Genomic DNA, 16,181 nt, shown 5'->3' with positions numbered 1-16,181 from the left:
GACGTACAACATAATCAGTTCATGTGTATTTGCGCATATTCAAAAGATCGAAAACTGAAGTGATCTTGATCTAACTGACTTTTTTGTAAATTTAATTGCAAAGACTTAATTAAGTGGCTTTTGTCTTAAAGGTAGTAATTCATGCTGAAGTGGTTTGAAAAACTTGTAGATCCCTACCCAACAAAAGGTCTGGATGAACCTTTACCAACTCGTTTTTTTCCATTTGTCTGGCAAGCAACGGAAGGCTTACGCCCTTACTTATTCTTACTTATTCTTTTTACAGCAGGTGCGGCAAGCTTTGAAGCCTTACTTTTTTCAAAGATTGGACAACTCGTAGATTGGTTAAGCAGTAGTCGCCCTGAAAGTTTTTTAAGTCAGCACACGACTGATTTACTACTTTTAATTGCTGTTTTATTTACCAATATCTTTTTTGTAAATATTCAATCTATTGTAAAACATCAGATTTTATATAGTACTTTTCCAATGCGTTTGCGTTGGCGTTTTCATAATCTTTTATTAAAACAAAGCTTAGATTTTTTCCATAACGACTTTGCTGGTCGACTTTCTGCAAAAGTTATGCAAACGGCTCTAGCCATTCGTGAATTCTGGATTATTTTGGGCGATATGTTGGCTTATGTCGCTATTTACTTTATTACCGTTAGTATTGTTCTGGGCTCAATTTCAACAATTTTGCTAATACCACTTTTAGTTTGGTTAACCTTATTCTTATTAAGTGCTTGGTTCTTTATTCCACGTTTAAGTAAAGTATCTCAGCAGCAAGCCGATGCTAGATCAATTATGACTGGTCGCGTTACCGATGCTTACACCAACATTCAAACTGTTAAATTGTTTGCACATGCAGGACGTGAGAGCCAATATGCGAAAGCATCAATGAAAGAGTTTATGACAACAGTCTATGCTCAGATGCGCTTAGGCACTCTTTTTGAAATAAGTATCAACATGCTATCAGCCGTCTTATTTATTGGGGTTATTGGCACCTCAGTTTGGCTATGGACTCAAGGTTTAGCAGCATTAGGTGTAATTGCAGCGACTACTGCCATGATTTTAAAACTTAATAGTATGGCTGAGTTTATGATGTGGCATATGTCCGCATTATTTGAAAATGTTGGAACCATTCAAGATGGTATGCAAACATTAGGTAAAAAAATTAATATTCAAGACAAACCTGATGCAAAAACACTTGAAGTAAGCCAAGGTGAGATTGTATTTAAAGATGTTAGCTTTGCTTATAACAATAAAAATGTGATTAATCACTTCAACTTAAAAATTAAAGCTGGTGAAAAGATAGGAATTGTTGGACGTTCTGGAGCAGGCAAATCTACGCTTATTCAGTTGCTTTTACATTTTTATCATCTTAAACAAGGTGCAATTTTAATTGATGGGCAAAATATTGAAGATGTGACTCAAGATAGTCTAAGAGCGAATATTGCCTTGGTAACACAAGATACGTCTTTATTACATCGCTCAGTCGCTGAAAATATTAAGTATGGACGTCCAGATGCATCTGATGCCGATATGAAAAATGCTGTAAAGAAAGCAAAAGCCGCCGAATTTATACCTCAATTGGTAGATTTAAAGGGTCGTAATGGATATGACGCTCAAGTAGGTGAACGTGGTGTAAAACTTTCTGGTGGTCAAAGACAACGTATTGCTATTGCACGTGTATTTTTAAAGGACGCTCCTATTCTCATTTTAGATGAAGCCACTAGTGCATTAGATTCAGAAGTTGAAGCAGCTATCCAGTCAAGTTTAAATGACCTTATGGTTGATAAAACTGTTATTGCAATTGCACACCGATTATCTACTATTGCACAAATGGATCGTTTAATTGTTCTTGATGAAGGCCAAATTGCTGAGCAAGGAACACATGAAGAGTTAATTGCGCAAAATGGAATATATGCACAATTATGGAAACGTCAAACAGGCGGCTTCCTAATTGAACAAAAAGTTTTACAGGGTCAAGATTAATGCTTTATTTAGAAGATTTGAAAATTGGTGATCGTTTTATTAGTCGTGAATATGAAATCACCTTAGATGAAATCAAAAAATTTGCAAATTCCTATGACCCTCAACCATTTCACATAGATGAAGAGCAAGCTAAGCATGATCCTATTTTTCAAGGGATTGCTGCCAGTGGTTGGCACACTTCTGCCATCACTATGCGTTTATGGACCGAATGCATGCCTATTCATGGAGGTTTGATAGGTTCAGAATCTAGTTTGCGGTGGCCACGCCCCACTCGACCAGGTGATAGAATTCATGTTGAAACTGAAATTTCAGCTATCACCCCATCCAAAACAAAATTAGATCGTGGTATTGTAAGTTACGTTACACAAGCCTTAAATCAGCATGGGGATGTTTTACTTATTTCAACAACAAAAATTGTTGTCTTTAAAAAGAATGTTTAAAAATGGTTGATATGATTGTCTAACAGTTTTTATAAACTCAGATTATATTTCATGACAAGATGTGTAAGAAATGCATGTGAAAAATTGATGAGAGCAATGGAACGCATATGAAAATTACCTCAGCTCGTCAAGATCAGGGTATTCCGGGTGTCTATGGCTTATTGCTATTAGATGTCGTTTCACGTTGGGGATACAACGATGAAACATTATTTGCTCCATTTCATCTTACAAGCGAGCAACTGGCTGACCCTGACTATCGTATTTCTACACCAGTAGCAAATGAACTTGTTAAACACGCTCTTAAACTAACTGGTGAAACTACTTTGGGTTACCATCTTGGTACTCAAATGCGTATTTCAATTCATGGTTTCATTGGCTATGCAATTATGACAGCCAAAGATATTACAGAAGCAATTGCACTCGCAGCACGTTTTATTCAGCTACGCTTGCCCTTTTTACAATTATATTTCTCAACTTTTGGACCCAAAGCGACCTTACAATTACAGTGTGATATTGAACTTGAGCCTTTACGTACAGAAATCGTTTTAGGTTTAACCATTGGTATCATGAGCATGGCGAAAGCTATGACTGGCATTGACGATTTAGCTGGAGATGTAGACTTAGATTTTCCAGAGCCAGAAGGTTTTGACAAATATAAAAATAAACTAAGCAGCACAATTCGCTTTAACCAACCACATTTAATTTCAAGTTTTGATAAAAAATATTTAGGACTTAAATTAGTCAACGCCGACCCTATTGCAAGTCAAGTTGCCATTAACCAATGTGAAGCTGAACTTTCTGCTTTGGGTGAACGCCGACGTTTAGCAATGCGAGTTCGTGATATTTTAAGTAATTCTGAACAGCATTACTTAAGCATAGAAAATGTAGCAGAATGCTTACATATGTCGGACCGCACACTTAAACGTCAATTGGCAGCAGAAGGAACTTCCTTTTCTACATTAGTTGATGAAGTACGCTATCGACATGCAACATCTTTGCTTTCGCGTACAGATTATAGTCTTGAACAGATTGCCGATGAACTTGGCTATTCGGACGTTGCAAATTTTAGCCGTGCTTTCAAACGCTGGAGTGGCCGCAGCCCAAGCAACTGGCGTAAAGACCCCTACTTATAATGTTTAAAACTATTGGACACAAGCTTAAGGAGTTACCATGAATCACCCTTCGGAACTGAAGTATGCACGTACACATGAGTGGGTAAAAATTGAAGGTGATCTTGTTATTACAGGGATTACTGACCACGCACAAGATGAGCTTGGCGATTTGGTGTATGTCGAAACTCCTGAAGTTGGTAGTCAAGTTACAGCTGGCGAACAAGCTGGAGTTGTTGAGTCAGTGAAAACTGCTTCAGACATCCATGCTCCTGTTTCAGGCACTGTAGTAGAAGTAAATACTGACCTTGAAGATGATCCTGATTTTGTAAATGACGACCCATACGGCAAAGGCTGGATTTATAAAATCAAACCAGACAATATTGCAGATGTTGAAAAACTTTTAACAAATGCAGAATATGAAGCTGGCCTATAAGATAGGTATAGTTTTCAAGATTTAATAAAAACCAGTTTAGATTTAGACTGGTTTTTTTCTTTGTTTATGCAGTTAATTTAAAATCAGTTATCTGATTCGGTGACCTATATGACAAAACTTGTTGTATTTTCTGGCGCGGGTATGAGTGCCGAAAGTGGAATTAGCACTTTTCGTGACAGTAATGGTCTATGGGAAAATTATGACATTCAGCAAGTTGCCACACCTGAAGCATGGCAAAAGAACCCTGCTTTAGTTCAACGCTTTTATAATGAAAGACGCAAAAATATTTTAGAATCTCAACCTAATTCAGCCCATCAATATATTTCCAAACTACAAGATTATTTTGAAGTACAAGTTATTACTCAAAACATTGATGATTTGCATGAACGCGCCGGAAGTTCCAACGTTTTACATTTGCATGGAAACATTCGGTTAGCAAAAAGCTCGGGGCCACAGGCACAATTCACAACTCAGTTTTATGAGATTAAGGGTTGGAAATTAGACTTAGAACACGACCTTTGCCCAGAGGGATATCCCCTTCGCCCACATGTAGTCTGGTTTGGTGAAGCTGTACCGGCTTATGAAGAAGCAATTAGGTTAGTGCAAAGTGCAGATGTTTTTATTGTAATTGGGTCGACATTAAGCGTATATCCGGTTGCCGGTTTAGTACATGAAATTGCAGCTCAATGTAAAGCTTACTATATAGATCCCAAAGCAGATCATGTCCGTGTTCCTCAACAATACGGATTGTTAAAGATGTCAGCTACCCAAGGAATGCATGAACTTTTTAAGAATTTAACCAATTGACTGCTATTTTTAAGTACTAAATAAATTTAATTTGAATAAAAATTATTATTTTTGGGACAAAATTTTCTAACTTTGTTCTAATTTCGCGCAATAAAATTTTATTCTCCATTCACTTTGTAACCAAATATAGAGTTATTTTTTTAAAAAACTTATTTTTCTCAAGATAATTCAAAAAAATAAAATATTAAAAAATCACAAATACATGATTAATAATATATTTTTCAAGTTATAATTTCAATTATATTGATTTACACAAAGCTACAAAAAATACAATATAAAAACAACAGAGCAAAAAAATTCTTTTGTGGTTGAATCTCAACCTCTTGAATGCCGTACAAGAAAACAGCGACCTGGATTAGGTTACAATCACGGATTATGGATATAAGGACACACATCCATCATGAGTTATTTTGATCCCACCCTCATCATGTTTATGGTGTACATCGTAGCAATGGTACTTATTGGCTTATTTGCCTACCGTGCTACAAGCGACTTCTCAGATTATATTCTTGGTGGTCGTAGTTTAGGCAGTTTCGTTACTGCGTTATCCGCAGGCGCATCAGACATGAGTGGCTGGCTACTCATGGGCTTACCAGGAGCAATTTATCTTTCTGGTTTATCTGAAGCTTGGATTGCAATTGGTCTTATTATCGGTGCTTGGCTTAACTGGCTACTGGTTGCTGGTCGATTACGCGTTCATACTGAAATTCAAAACAATGCATTAACTTTGCCAGATTATTTTACAAGCCGTTTTGATGACCAGAAAAAAGTACTTCGTATTTTCTCTGCCGTTATCATCTTGGTTTTCTTCGCTATTTACTGTGCTTCAGGCATGGTGGCGGGCGCCCGTTTATTTGAAAATTTATTCGGTATGTCATACAACACTGCAATTTGGCTTAGTGCTATTGCGACCATCAGTTATGTTTGTATCGGTGGATTCTTAGCAATTAGCTGGACTGATACATTCCAAGCTGGATTGATGATTTTTGCCCTGATATTAACGCCAATCGTGACTTACCTTGCGATCGGGGACACAACTCATTTTGTTACTCTCATTGAAACTGCACGTCCGCATGCATTTAATCTCATCTCAGATTTTGGTGTGGTAGCAGTTTTATCCTCCATGGCATGGGGTCTTGGTTACTTTGGTCAACCACACATCCTTGTACGTTTCATGGCAGCAGATTCAGTAAAATCTATTCCTGCTGCACGCCGTATCGGTATGACATGGATGATTTTATGCTTAATGGGTGCTGTAGGTGCTGGTTTCTTCGGTATTGCTTATTTTGAGCAACACCCTGAATTAGCGGCAGTTGTGAGCAAAAACCCTGAAACTGTATTTATGGAATTGACTAAAATTTTATTCAATCCATGGATTGTGGGTATCATTTTGGCTGCAATTTTAGCTGCTGTTATGAGCACCTTAAGCTGTCAACTTTTGGTATGTTCAAGTGCTTTAACTGAAGATTTATACAAAGGTTTTCTTCGTAAAAATGCATCTCAAAAAGAACTTGTATGGGTTGGCCGTGTAATGGTTCTTGTCATTGCTGTTCTTGCAATTATTCTTGCAGGTAACCCAGATAGTAAAGTTCTTGGTCTTGTTGCTTATGCATGGGCTGGCTTCGGTGCAGCGTTTGGTCCGCTTATCATCTTGTCATTGTTCTGGAAACGTATGAATTTACAAGGTGCTTTAGCAGGTATGATCGTTGGTGCAGTTGTGGTTATTGGCTGGAAAAATCTTTTCGCAGACACTGGTGTTTACGAAATTATTCCTGGCTTTATCCTTGCATTTATCAGCATCGTTGTTGTGAGTCTTTTAACTAAAGCGCCAAATACGACAGTAACTGGACGCTTTGAACAAGCAGATAAACTCTACAAAGAAAGCATATAATCCATCTAAATAAACTAAGGGGCTTCGGCCCCTTTATTTATTTTTAGTTTTGATTTTAATTTTTGAAGTATCCTTCACGACTTGCATCACTGGGTAACTACGGGTTTCTTTTACCCCAGGCAACTGCCATAACACTTGCCCTGCAATACGTCTAAACTCTTCCATACTGGCACTTCGTAATTTAATTAAAAAATCGAAGCCCCCACTGACCATATGACACTCAACAATTTCCGGATAATGCACCACAGCATCAATAAACTCATCTAAAACATTAGGTGTCGTTTTATCCAGTAATACTTCAACAAACACCAAAAAATTAGCATTTAACTTAACAGGGTTTAACTTAGCCTCATATCCCAAGATGAATTCATCCTTCGTTAGCTTTTGGACTCGTGCCATCACAGCAGTTGGAGACAAATTCACAAGTTCGGCTAATTTACTGTTCGAAATACGCCCATCTGTTTGAAGAATATCCAAAATTTTTAAATCAGTGCGATCAAGGCTTAATAATGGGCCATTCATCTGAATTTTCCTCTAAAAAATGGGATAAATATAGTGAGTTATTCGGTGTTTCTTCTGTAATGATAAATTATCTAAACCTCTCTACTCAAGATAAATAGTATGAGAGCTAGTTGGCGGAAACAGATATGAATACAATGGATACTTTTCATCAAATGGATAAATCTCACCAAGGCTATATCACCGAATTCAACGATAAAAGTGAGTTTGAACAACGCATTAACACAGCTTGGCGTCGTGCTGAACCAGAAGCTGTAGAAGAGTTATTACAAGCTGCCGCGGTATCTGATGATTTAGATCATAAAATTTATGACCTTGCCTTTAATCTTGCCCATAACTTACGTGAACGTAAAACTTCTTCGGGTAAAGCAGGTATTGTTCAAGGGTTACTACAAGAATTCTCCCTTTCTTCACAAGAAGGCGTGGCTTTAATGTGTCTTGCTGAAGCTTTGCTTCGTATTCCAGACTCAGCAACACGTGATTTACTTATTCGAGATAAAATCAATCAAGGCAACTGGAAAGAACACGTTGGCCAAAGCAGCTTAATGTTTGTAAATGCTGCTGCATGGGGCCTTATGCTGACTGGTAAGCTCATGGAAACACCAAAGCAAACTAGTCTTTCAAGTGTACTTACTGGCCTTTTAGCACGTAGTGGCCGTGGCATTATTCGTAAAGCAGTCGATGTTGCAATGCGTATGATGGGTGAACAGTTTGTTACTGGTGAAACCATTGAAGAAGCTGTAGACCATGCAAAAGTACTTGAAGACAAAGGTTTCCGCTATTCTTACGACATGTTGGGTGAAGCTGCTCTAACCGAACATGATGCTGAACGTTACTTCAATGATTATACACAAGCCATCCATGCAATTGGTAAAGCGTCTAACGGTAAAGGTGTTTATGATGGCCCTGGTATTTCAATTAAGCTTTCTGCTCTACACCCTCGCTATCAACGCGCGCAAATTGAACGTGTTCATCAGGAACTTTACGGCAAAGTATTCGAACTCGCTCTTTTAGCAAAACAATACAACATCGGTTTAAATATCGATGCAGAAGAATCAGAACGTTTAGAAATTTCTCTTGAATTACTTGAACGTCTTTGCTTCGAACCGGAACTTGCGAACTGGAAAGGTATTGGCTTCGTTATTCAAGCGTACCAAAAACGCTGTTTCTTCGTAGTTGATTATATTATTGATCTTGCTAAGCGCAGCCAAAAACGCCTCATGATCCGTCTTGTGAAAGGTGCGTATTGGGATAGCGAAATCAAGAAAGCACAAATCGAAGGTATGGATGACTATCCTGTCTTCACTCGTAAGGTGCATACGGATTTATCTTATATCGCTTGTGCTAAAAAATTACTTGCAGCACCAGAGTTCATCTATCCGCAATTTGCAACTCATAATGCTCAAACGTTAGCAACGATCTATCATTTAGCTGATCCAAGCAAATATTATGCTGGTCAGTACGAGTTCCAATGTTTACATGGTATGGGTGAGCCACTTTATGAACAAGTTGTTGGCCCACGTGAGCAAAATAAATTAGGCGTACCATGCCGTATTTATGCTCCAGTTGGTAACCATGAAACTTTGTTGGCTTACTTAGTTCGCCGTTTACTTGAAAATGGTGCAAATACTTCATTTGTTAACCGTATTGCCGATAAAACACTTAAAGTTGAAGATCTGATTCAGTCTCCAATTTACGATATTCGCAATGCAGCTAAACTTGAAGGTTCAGTTGGCTTAAAACACCCATCTATTCCGTTGCCTTTAGACATGTATGGCTCGCTCCGTAAAAACTCTAAAGGATATGATTTAGCTAATGATGCTCCACTTGAAGCTTTAGACAGCACAGCTCAACAACTGCGTAACCGTATCTGGCAAAGCCATCCGTTATTGGCAGATAACGGTTCTTTAGAACAAGGTAATTCTGTTGCAATTACAAACCCAGCACAAAATGATGAAATTGTTGGGCATGTACAAGAAGCTGATCTAAAGCATGTAGAAGTTGCACTTAATGCAGCTGAACAAACTCAGTCTGAATGGGCTAATACTCCTAAAGATCAACGTGCTCAATACTTAAAACGTGCAGCTGACCTGATGGAAAGCCGTATTGAAGAGTTAATGGTATTGCTTTGCCGTGAAAGTGGTAAAACCTATGCCAATGCGATTGCTGAAGTTCGTGAAGCTGTAGATTTCTTACGTTACTACGCAACTCAAGTTGAGAACCTTCCAGCTAATACAATCATTCAGCCTTTAGGTACTGTACTTTGTATTAGCCCATGGAACTTCCCTCTTGCGATTTTCTCAGGCCAAATCGCGGCTGCATTAGTCAGCGGTAACTGTGTTATTGCTAAACCAGCCGAACAGACTCCATTAATTGCAGCTCAAGCAGTGCAAATTTTATGGGAAGCTGGTATTCCTCATGGCGCTGTGCAGTTATTGCCAGGTCGTGGTGAAACAGTTGGTGCTCAGCTTAGCCAAGATAATCGTATCGATGGCATTATGTTTACAGGTTCAACTGAAGTCGCAAAAATTTTACAGAAGACAGTTGCAAAACGTTTATCTGAAAATGGCCAGTCAATTCCCCTCATTGCAGAAACTGGTGGTCAAAATGCAATGATTGTGGACTCATCAGCTTTAACTGAACAAGTCGTACTTGATGTTGTAAGTTCAGCTTTTGATAGCGCTGGTCAACGTTGCTCTGCTTTACGTATTTTATGTGTGCAAGAAGACAGTGCTGCAACCGTTATTAAAATGCTTAAAGGTGCAATGCAACAGTTGAGCGTAGGTAACCCTGCCATTTTAAAAACTGACATTGGTCCTGTTATTGATGTTGAAGCAAAACAGACGATTGATCAGCACATCCAAAAAATGAAGTCTAAAGGCTATCCAGTACATCAGCTAATGTTTGGCGCAACGAGCCAGAATGAATTAGATAAAGGAACTTTTGTTGTACCAACAGCAATTGAGTTACCTAACCTTGATGATTTACAACGTGAAGTCTTTGGTCCAGTTTTACACATCATTACCTATAAGTATGGCGAGCTTGAGCAACTCATCTCGCGAATTAATGCCAAAGGTTATGGTTTAACAATGGGTTTACACACCCGTATTGATCAAACGATCCAAACAGTGATTCAACATGCTGAAGTTGGTAACCTTTATATCAACCGAAATATTGTTGGTGCTGTTGTTGGTGTTCAACCATTCGGTGGTGAAGGTTTATCTGGTACAGGTCCAAAAGCTGGTGGTCCGCTTTACATGTATCGCTTAATGCAACATTGTTCAAATAAAGTATTGGCAACCCCGTTTGCCATGAAAAATGAACAAACTGCTTTTGAAGGCTTTAACCGTGAAGTTTATCAGAGCTTACAAAATTGGGCGAAACAGCATTTACCGCAAGAAAATCGCGAAATTGAACCATTTGGTGTTGGTAAATTCTATGAGTTACAAGGCCCTACTGGGGAAAGTAACCAATATATTATTTTGCCACGTCATCGTGTTCTTTCAATCGCTGACACAGAACAAAATCAGTTGCATCAATTGCTCGCAATTTTTGCAGTTGGTAGCCAAGCTGCGGTAATGCCAAATAGTCCATTATTGGCCAAATATAAACAAACATTGCCAAAAGATGTATTAGATGCAATTCGTGTTATTAAAAACATCAGTTCAGATGATTTTGATGCAGTTTTACATCATGGTAACCGCGAAGAAATCTTCTCATTACAGCAAGAAGTTGCTACTCGTTCTGGTGCAATTGTGGGTATTACACATGTTGAGCCAAATGAGACTATTCCACTTGAACGTTTAGTAATTGAACGTGCAATTAGTGTGAATACAGCTGCTGCTGGTGGTAATGCAAGCTTAATGACAATGTCTGATTAATACGTAAGTTTCTAAAAAAGCCCAAATCTAGCATTTGGGCTTTTTTATTTAATAAAGTAATCTTTTCTTAAATATATAAACTTTATCAATTCGAGATTCTAATAATGATCTTTTTAGAACCAGAACAATATCAAAAAAAATGCGCTCAACTTTTTAATTCATATCAAAAAGATATTTCAACACTACTACCATTTGTCAGAATTGAGCATATTGGTTCATCTTCAATACCGAATGCAATTTCAAAGGGTGATTTAGATATTTATATTGAAGTTAAGCCTGAGCAGTTTGAAGTTGCAATTGAAGGGTTAAAAACTCTTAACTTTATAGAAAAGCAAAATACGCTAAGAACACATGAACTTTGTATGCTTGAGTCACTCAATAACGATGATGTTGCTTTTCAAATTGTAGCTACAGGTTCAAAGTTCACATTTTTCTTAACATTTAGAAATAAGCTTACCACTTCTCCAGCACTGGTCGATGAATATAATCAATTAAAATTACAGTGTAGTCATTTAGATCACGATCAATATAGAACAATAAAATCAGATTTTATTACTCGCATTTTGAAACATCCATAATTTTAACGACAGTCATCCTTATTGATATCTAGCTAAAATTGGCTCCTGTAAGCCCGTTTTTTTTGATACCATTCACTATTTGATTCTGTCTAAATTTTCTTTGTCTATGACCTCTTCTTATCATCAACAACTTCAAACTAAAATTGACCGCATTACTGCCCAATTTTCTGAATTTACTCCACCTACATTAGAAGTGTTTGAGTCACCTGAACAACATTTCCGTATGCGTGCTGAGTTTCGTATCTGGCATACAGAAAATGACATGTTCTATGCCATGTTTGAACGTAACGATGATGACAAACAAAAAACCGTTTTACGCATTGATGAATTCCCCATTGCAGACGAAAGCATTAATGATTTAATGCCAAAACTTTTGGAAGAACTCAAAGCAGAACCTAAACTTTCGAGCCGTTTATTTGAAGCTGATTTTCTTGCAACACTTAGCGGGGAAATGTTAGTTACATTAATCTATCACCGTAAACTTGATCAAGAATGGGAACAAGCAGCTAAAGCGCTTGCTGAGAAGTTAGACATTAAGATTATGGGTCGTAGTCGTGGTCAAAAAATTATTATTGGCGATGATTTTGTCGTAGAAGAATTTGAGCTTTTAAATCGTTCATTTAAATACAAACAAATCGAAAGTAGTTTTACTCAGCCGAACGCACAAGTTTGCAAAAAAATGCTGCAATGGGCGTGTGATGCAGCTGAAGGATCGAAAAAACACTTACTAGAACTTTATTGTGGTAATGGTAACTTTACTCTTCCTCTTTCTTTAAAGTTTGAACGTGTTCTAGCAACAGAACTTGCAAAATCTTCCGTTTATGCTGCTCAATGGAACATCGAGCAAAACCAGATTGATAATATTCAAGTAGCCCGTCTTTCAGCTGAAGAATTTACTCAAGCCTATCAGGGTGAGCGCGAATTCCGCCGCTTACAAGAAGCAAATATTGATATCCAAAGTTATGACTTTGATACCGTATTTGTTGATCCCCCGCGCGCAGGGATTGATGATGAAACTTTAAAACTTTTACAAGGTTTTGAACGGATTATCTACATTTCATGTAATCCAGATACATTGTATGAGAACATAAAAATATTAGGTTTAACTCATCGTATTACCAAGTTTGCATTATTCGATCAGTTCCCATATACCCATCATGTGGAATCAGGTGTATTACTTGAGAAGATTTAAACAAAATCTTTCATTGTAAATTTAAAATCAAAGGGGGTTACATACCTCCTTATTTTTTAATGATTTTTTGTTTAAGTATTTAAATTTTCAAAAAATATCAAGTCATCTATCCGTCATAATTTCGTTTAACTCACGCATTCCTATCGAAAATTCTCGAGTTCAATTGGTGGATTTATCACTTATAGAGACTTGTATTTTATTTTAAATTGGCTATATTTCGAGCTATGTTAGATTGTATATGAAGGCTCTATGAGTTTTTGGCAAAAGCTGTTCTTAGCAGATCAACAGCATAACGAGCATAAAAACCAAACTGCTTGTGTTGAAAATGACTGCTCATGTAAAACAAATGAACAACTTCTAAGTGCTCTTGCACTAGCAACAGATGAAGATGTCATTAAGGGAATAAAGAAAGTTCTTATTTCCCGTGGTTATAGCCGAAAAGAGTTGAATGAACTCACTCCAAAACCATCTATCCATTAATTAAAAAGCCAGTCTTGTACTGGCTTTTTTATATTTCACTTTAATCTACACTCTGTCTGATCTACCCAACCAACAATTGGTCCCATTTCAAATTGTTGATCATTACGCTTGTCTTTTTGAACATATAAACTAGAAATAGAACCATCAAGATATAAAGCCTGCTCTACCTTAAGATTTTTTTGAAAGAACTGAGCAAACTTGTAAAAACTCACACTATTCTTCGATATTACAAAGTAGAGTTTATTATTTCGAATACCGACTCCATTACGAATTTTATTTGATTGAGAATCTGGTAAAAAAAGGGAATTTATCTTTCCATCAATCACTAACATCGGGCCAGATTGTGTCGCATAATCAACGTTGAAATCTCGGCGACTGTATTGCTGCGTTGTTAAAATGAAGGCCTGCTTTTTATTCCAACTTAACACCCCATTAGGCTGCAAAAAGAAATTTCCAAATCCTTTACTTTTATTTAGTGGCTGAATCACCTTAGCTTGTTCAACATACAGCCCTACTGGAGAAAATCCCGGATGGAACATCCCTGCATTCATTGCGAAAGAAAGTCGCTCACATTGCTTTAAATGTTCCTGAACATTGTTAAAGCTTTTGTAATACTGCTGATTATTAGAATTCTTAAGAAACAAGCGTAACTGTTTTAAATTGCTAATTGCAACCACATCATATTGGTCGCCTTCCGCTGTTTTAACTTGCTGGTGTTCTATCGCATAGACAGACTGAATCAAAAGCCCATATATAGTTAAGCACCACATCAACCATTTCATTTAATACCACCAGACATGACATTTTTTCTTCATATTAAATCTTTAAATTATATACAATAAACACAATTATAATTGGATATGTACCAAACTCATCCATTCGACGTAATCAATACACTCCACATTGCTGATATTGGTTATAATAATTAGCAGCTTTTCAATAAAAGCCTTTTACACTTTATTGGATCAGCGTAAGCATGCAACAACCGAATAAGCGCTACCCTTTAGGGGCTCATCTCATCGTAAAGCATCTCGGCTATAGCCATCATGGTATATACGCTGGGAGAGGTCGAGTCATCCATTATTCAGGCTTAGCGCATTTCATCAAAAAACGCCCCATTGAAATTACCTCAATAGATGCATTCTCGCATGATAAAAAAATACATGTTCGCTCTTATGACACGCCACGCTATAAAGGAAGAGCTGTCGTGCGCCGGATGCGTTCACGTATGCATGAAAACCACTACCATCTAATTATTAATAACTGTGAACATTTATGTAGTTGGGCAATTACCGGAATCGAAAGTAGCACCCAAGTTGAACGTATGATGCATCGATTAACGACCATTGGTTATGTAAGTTCAATCATGAGCTATATGAATGGGATGATGCTCACTGTTGCAACGACATGTTTTGCTCTTGTTCTTTATATTAAAAAGAAATTGCGTGATCAGGCAAAAATGAAGGTCCCTACTTATCAATTTCTTAGAGAAAAATCTGAAAAAAGGAATATTGATCCTTCAGTCCCCTTAGTGTTTATAGATCCAGATAAAAAAGAACCAATTTAATAAAAAAGCCCTCAAATATGAGGGCTTTTAGAAAACTTATAACTTATTTTTTATCAACTTTTGCTTCAGTCGTAATGTTTACAGTGATTTTATCACCAACATTAGGCACATAGTTTCCTAGACCAAAGTCAGAACGCTTGAATGAAGTTGTAGCATTAAAACCAATCGCTGGAACTTTTGCCATTGGGTGTTCGCCTTGCTTGTTTAAAACAGCGTCAAGTACCACAGGCTTAGTTACACCTTTAACGGTTAAGTCACCAGTAATTTTAAAGTGCTTTTTGTCTTTAGTTTCAACTTTAGTACTTTTAAACGTAATGTTTGGATATTTAGCAGCATTAAACCAAGCTTCTTCTTGGAACTCTTTATCCAAAGCAGGAACGTTTGTATTTACACTGCTTAAAGGAATAGTCACATTTACAGATGAGTTTGCTGGTTTAGCATTATCAACTTTAATTACACCTTGGATATCCGAGAAGTTAGCGCTTGGAGTAGAGAAACCAAAGTGATTCCACGAGAAAACAGTAGCTGTATGTGTAGGATCAATTTTGTAGTCCACTGGCGCAGCTAAAGTAACTGAACTAGCCAATGCTACTGCCAAACCAAAGCTTAGTGTTTTAAGATGCATTTTTCGTATCCTTTATTGATATAGTCATTAGTGTATACATCAAGTAATTTAATTCACTATTCTTTATAAAACGATATGTTTCATCCATGCAACAATAAAAGCGTTACAGTTATTATTTAAAAACAATATTATAAGATATCGGTGTTGTCATACCGTTTCCGAACTCTCAAATTAATTCGTTTTTACTTCGACTTTATTGATCAATAACAAGGTAAAACATGGCTAATACTGCTCAAGCACAAAGTACTTCCACTCCATATCGAGTAACTCTGACCGACCCATCGGGTCACCAATGGTTTGCTGATGAACCTACAGACAAAGGTGGTCTAGATACTGCTCCAAACCCAGTTCAGATCTTACTGTCTGCGTTAGGCGCTTGTACCACCATTACACTAGAAATGTATGCGAATCTTAAAGGTATTAAGCTTGATCATGTTCAAGTTGATTTAGTATTAAACCCAAATGGTGAACCAGAGAAAGGCCAAAATAATATTGAACGCCACATCACGCTTAAAGGTGAATTCAGTGAAGACCAACACAAGCGTTTATTAAAAGTTGCCGAGAACTGCCCTATTCATAAATTACTCACTTCTCAAATTAATATTCAAACCGAACTTAGCATTTAACCTTTCAAATATAAAAAAGCGCTCCCTAATGGAGCGCTTTT

At 37.3% G+C, this 16,181-nt stretch carries 15 protein-coding genes; 12 read left to right on the top strand and 3 right to left on the bottom strand.

What is annotated here, in order from left to right:
* Positions 1 to 141 precede the first annotated feature (141 nt).
* The 6 genes from ASF86_RS03775 to putP all read left to right on the top strand — a co-directional run bounded on the left by ASF86_RS03775 (position 142) and on the right by putP (position 6,672).
* Positions 142 to 1,989 (top strand): ABC transporter ATP-binding protein, encoded by a 1,848-nt coding sequence (locus ASF86_RS03775; RefSeq protein WP_056479587.1) that lies wholly within the window; start codon positions 142 to 144, stop codon positions 1,987 to 1,989.
* The gene (locus ASF86_RS03770) at positions 1,989 to 2,429 is read left to right on the top strand and encodes a MaoC family dehydratase (RefSeq protein ID WP_003651428.1); all 441 of its coding nucleotides are present in this window, start codon (positions 1,989 to 1,991) and stop codon (positions 2,427 to 2,429) included. The genes ASF86_RS03775 and ASF86_RS03770 overlap by 1 nt, the downstream gene beginning before the upstream one ends.
* A gap of 107 nt (positions 2,430 to 2,536) precedes the next feature.
* A complete protein-coding gene (locus ASF86_RS03765) occupies positions 2,537 to 3,562 on the top strand; it encodes an AraC family transcriptional regulator (RefSeq protein ID WP_056479584.1) in 1,026 nt (341 codons plus the stop codon).
* A 37-nt stretch (positions 3,563 to 3,599) separates the two neighbouring features.
* Entirely contained in the window at positions 3,600 to 3,974 is a 375-nt protein-coding gene (gcvH, locus tag ASF86_RS03760; protein WP_003651425.1) for a glycine cleavage system protein GcvH, read from the top strand.
* Positions 3,975 to 4,073: 99 nt separating this feature from the next.
* Complete coding sequence (locus ASF86_RS03755; RefSeq protein WP_081407542.1) at positions 4,074 to 4,781, top strand: SIR2 family NAD-dependent protein deacylase; 708 nt, start codon at positions 4,074 to 4,076, stop codon at positions 4,779 to 4,781.
* A 400-nt stretch (positions 4,782 to 5,181) separates the two neighbouring features.
* Positions 5,182 to 6,672: a sodium/proline symporter PutP gene (gene putP, locus ASF86_RS03750; protein ID WP_056479578.1), complete on the top strand. Its 1,491-nt coding sequence runs from the start codon at positions 5,182 to 5,184 to the stop codon at positions 6,670 to 6,672.
* A 33-nt stretch (positions 6,673 to 6,705) separates the two neighbouring features.
* On the opposite strand, the gene ASF86_RS03745 is transcribed toward putP, so the two are convergent.
* Positions 6,706 to 7,194: an Lrp/AsnC ligand binding domain-containing protein gene (locus ASF86_RS03745; protein ID WP_003651419.1), complete on the bottom strand. Its 489-nt coding sequence runs from the start codon at positions 7,192 to 7,194 to the stop codon at positions 6,706 to 6,708.
* Positions 7,195 to 7,319: 125 nt separating this feature from the next.
* On the opposite strand from ASF86_RS03745, the gene putA reads away from it, so the two are divergent.
* The 4 genes from putA (at position 7,320) to ASF86_RS03725 (ending at position 13,322) form a co-directional block, all read left to right on the top strand.
* Positions 7,320 to 11,072 carry a trifunctional transcriptional regulator/proline dehydrogenase/L-glutamate gamma-semialdehyde dehydrogenase gene (gene putA, locus ASF86_RS03740; protein ID WP_056479575.1) on the top strand — a complete coding sequence of 1,251 codons (3,753 nt, stop codon included), beginning with the start codon at positions 7,320 to 7,322 and terminating at the stop codon, positions 11,070 to 11,072.
* A 104-nt stretch (positions 11,073 to 11,176) separates the two neighbouring features.
* Positions 11,177 to 11,650 carry a GrpB family protein gene (locus ASF86_RS03735; RefSeq protein WP_056479572.1) on the top strand — a complete coding sequence of 158 codons (474 nt, stop codon included), beginning with the start codon at positions 11,177 to 11,179 and terminating at the stop codon, positions 11,648 to 11,650.
* A gap of 106 nt (positions 11,651 to 11,756) precedes the next feature.
* Complete coding sequence (trmA, locus tag ASF86_RS03730) at positions 11,757 to 12,842, top strand: tRNA (uridine(54)-C5)-methyltransferase TrmA (RefSeq protein ID WP_056479571.1); 1,086 nt, start codon at positions 11,757 to 11,759, stop codon at positions 12,840 to 12,842.
* Between the two features lie 249 nt (positions 12,843 to 13,091).
* Positions 13,092 to 13,322 carry a hypothetical protein gene (locus ASF86_RS03725; protein ID WP_056479569.1) on the top strand — a complete coding sequence of 77 codons (231 nt, stop codon included), beginning with the start codon at positions 13,092 to 13,094 and terminating at the stop codon, positions 13,320 to 13,322.
* Between the two features lie 35 nt (positions 13,323 to 13,357).
* Here the strand turns inward: ASF86_RS03725 and ASF86_RS03720 are convergent, their stop codons facing one another.
* Positions 13,358 to 14,104 carry a phosphodiester glycosidase family protein gene (locus ASF86_RS03720; RefSeq protein ID WP_056479564.1) on the bottom strand — a complete coding sequence of 249 codons (747 nt, stop codon included), beginning with the start codon at positions 14,102 to 14,104 and terminating at the stop codon, positions 13,358 to 13,360.
* A gap of 194 nt (positions 14,105 to 14,298) precedes the next feature.
* Between ASF86_RS03720 and ASF86_RS03715 the strand changes: the two genes are divergently transcribed.
* A complete protein-coding gene (locus ASF86_RS03715) occupies positions 14,299 to 14,889 on the top strand; it encodes a lecithin retinol acyltransferase family protein (protein WP_056479561.1) in 591 nt (196 codons plus the stop codon).
* A 43-nt stretch (positions 14,890 to 14,932) separates the two neighbouring features.
* Here ASF86_RS03715 and ASF86_RS03710 read toward each other — a convergent pair whose 3' ends face one another.
* Positions 14,933 to 15,514, bottom strand: a complete 582-nt coding sequence (locus ASF86_RS03710; protein ID WP_005041161.1) for a YceI family protein — start codon at positions 15,512 to 15,514, stop codon at positions 14,933 to 14,935.
* Positions 15,515 to 15,732: 218 nt separating this feature from the next.
* Here ASF86_RS03710 and ASF86_RS03705 point away from each other — a divergent pair, with 218 nt between their 5' ends.
* Entirely contained in the window at positions 15,733 to 16,140 is a 408-nt protein-coding gene (locus ASF86_RS03705; protein WP_056479558.1) for an OsmC family protein, read from the top strand.
* Positions 16,141 to 16,181: the final 41 nt, after the last annotated feature.

Source organism: Acinetobacter sp. Leaf130, from assembly GCF_001423205.1.
In the GTDB taxonomy this organism is placed as follows: domain Bacteria; phylum Pseudomonadota; class Gammaproteobacteria; order Pseudomonadales; family Moraxellaceae; genus Acinetobacter; species Acinetobacter calcoaceticus.
Note: the sequence above shows the minus strand (reverse complement) of the source record. Positions and strands in the feature narration are given on the sequence as shown.

Excerpts from the sequence above, each read along its gene's own strand:
- ASF86_RS03720 (WP_056479564.1), bottom strand. The coding sequence starts at position 14,104 with ATGAAATGGTTGATGTGGTGCTTAACTATATATGGGCTTTTGATTCAG.
- putA (WP_056479575.1), top strand. The coding sequence starts at position 7,320 with ATGAATACAATGGATACTTTTCATCAAATGGATAAATCTCACCAAGGC.
- putP (WP_056479578.1), top strand. The coding sequence starts at position 5,182 with ATGAGTTATTTTGATCCCACCCTCATCATGTTTATGGTGTACATCGTA.
- ASF86_RS03770 (WP_003651428.1), top strand. The coding sequence starts at position 1,989 with ATGCTTTATTTAGAAGATTTGAAAATTGGTGATCGTTTTATTAGTCGT.
- ASF86_RS03745 (WP_003651419.1), bottom strand. The coding sequence starts at position 7,194 with ATGAATGGCCCATTATTAAGCCTTGATCGCACTGATTTAAAAATTTTG.
- ASF86_RS03725 (WP_056479569.1), top strand. The coding sequence starts at position 13,092 with ATGAGTTTTTGGCAAAAGCTGTTCTTAGCAGATCAACAGCATAACGAG.
- ASF86_RS03765 (WP_056479584.1), top strand. The coding sequence starts at position 2,537 with ATGAAAATTACCTCAGCTCGTCAAGATCAGGGTATTCCGGGTGTCTAT.
- trmA (WP_056479571.1), top strand. The coding sequence starts at position 11,757 with ATGACCTCTTCTTATCATCAACAACTTCAAACTAAAATTGACCGCATT.
- ASF86_RS03705 (WP_056479558.1), top strand. The coding sequence starts at position 15,733 with ATGGCTAATACTGCTCAAGCACAAAGTACTTCCACTCCATATCGAGTA.
- ASF86_RS03735 (WP_056479572.1), top strand. The coding sequence starts at position 11,177 with ATGATCTTTTTAGAACCAGAACAATATCAAAAAAAATGCGCTCAACTT.
- gcvH (WP_003651425.1), top strand. The coding sequence starts at position 3,600 with ATGAATCACCCTTCGGAACTGAAGTATGCACGTACACATGAGTGGGTA.
- ASF86_RS03775 (WP_056479587.1), top strand. The coding sequence starts at position 142 with ATGCTGAAGTGGTTTGAAAAACTTGTAGATCCCTACCCAACAAAAGGT.
- ASF86_RS03710 (WP_005041161.1), bottom strand. The coding sequence starts at position 15,514 with ATGCATCTTAAAACACTAAGCTTTGGTTTGGCAGTAGCATTGGCTAGT.
- ASF86_RS03715 (WP_056479561.1), top strand. The coding sequence starts at position 14,299 with ATGCAACAACCGAATAAGCGCTACCCTTTAGGGGCTCATCTCATCGTA.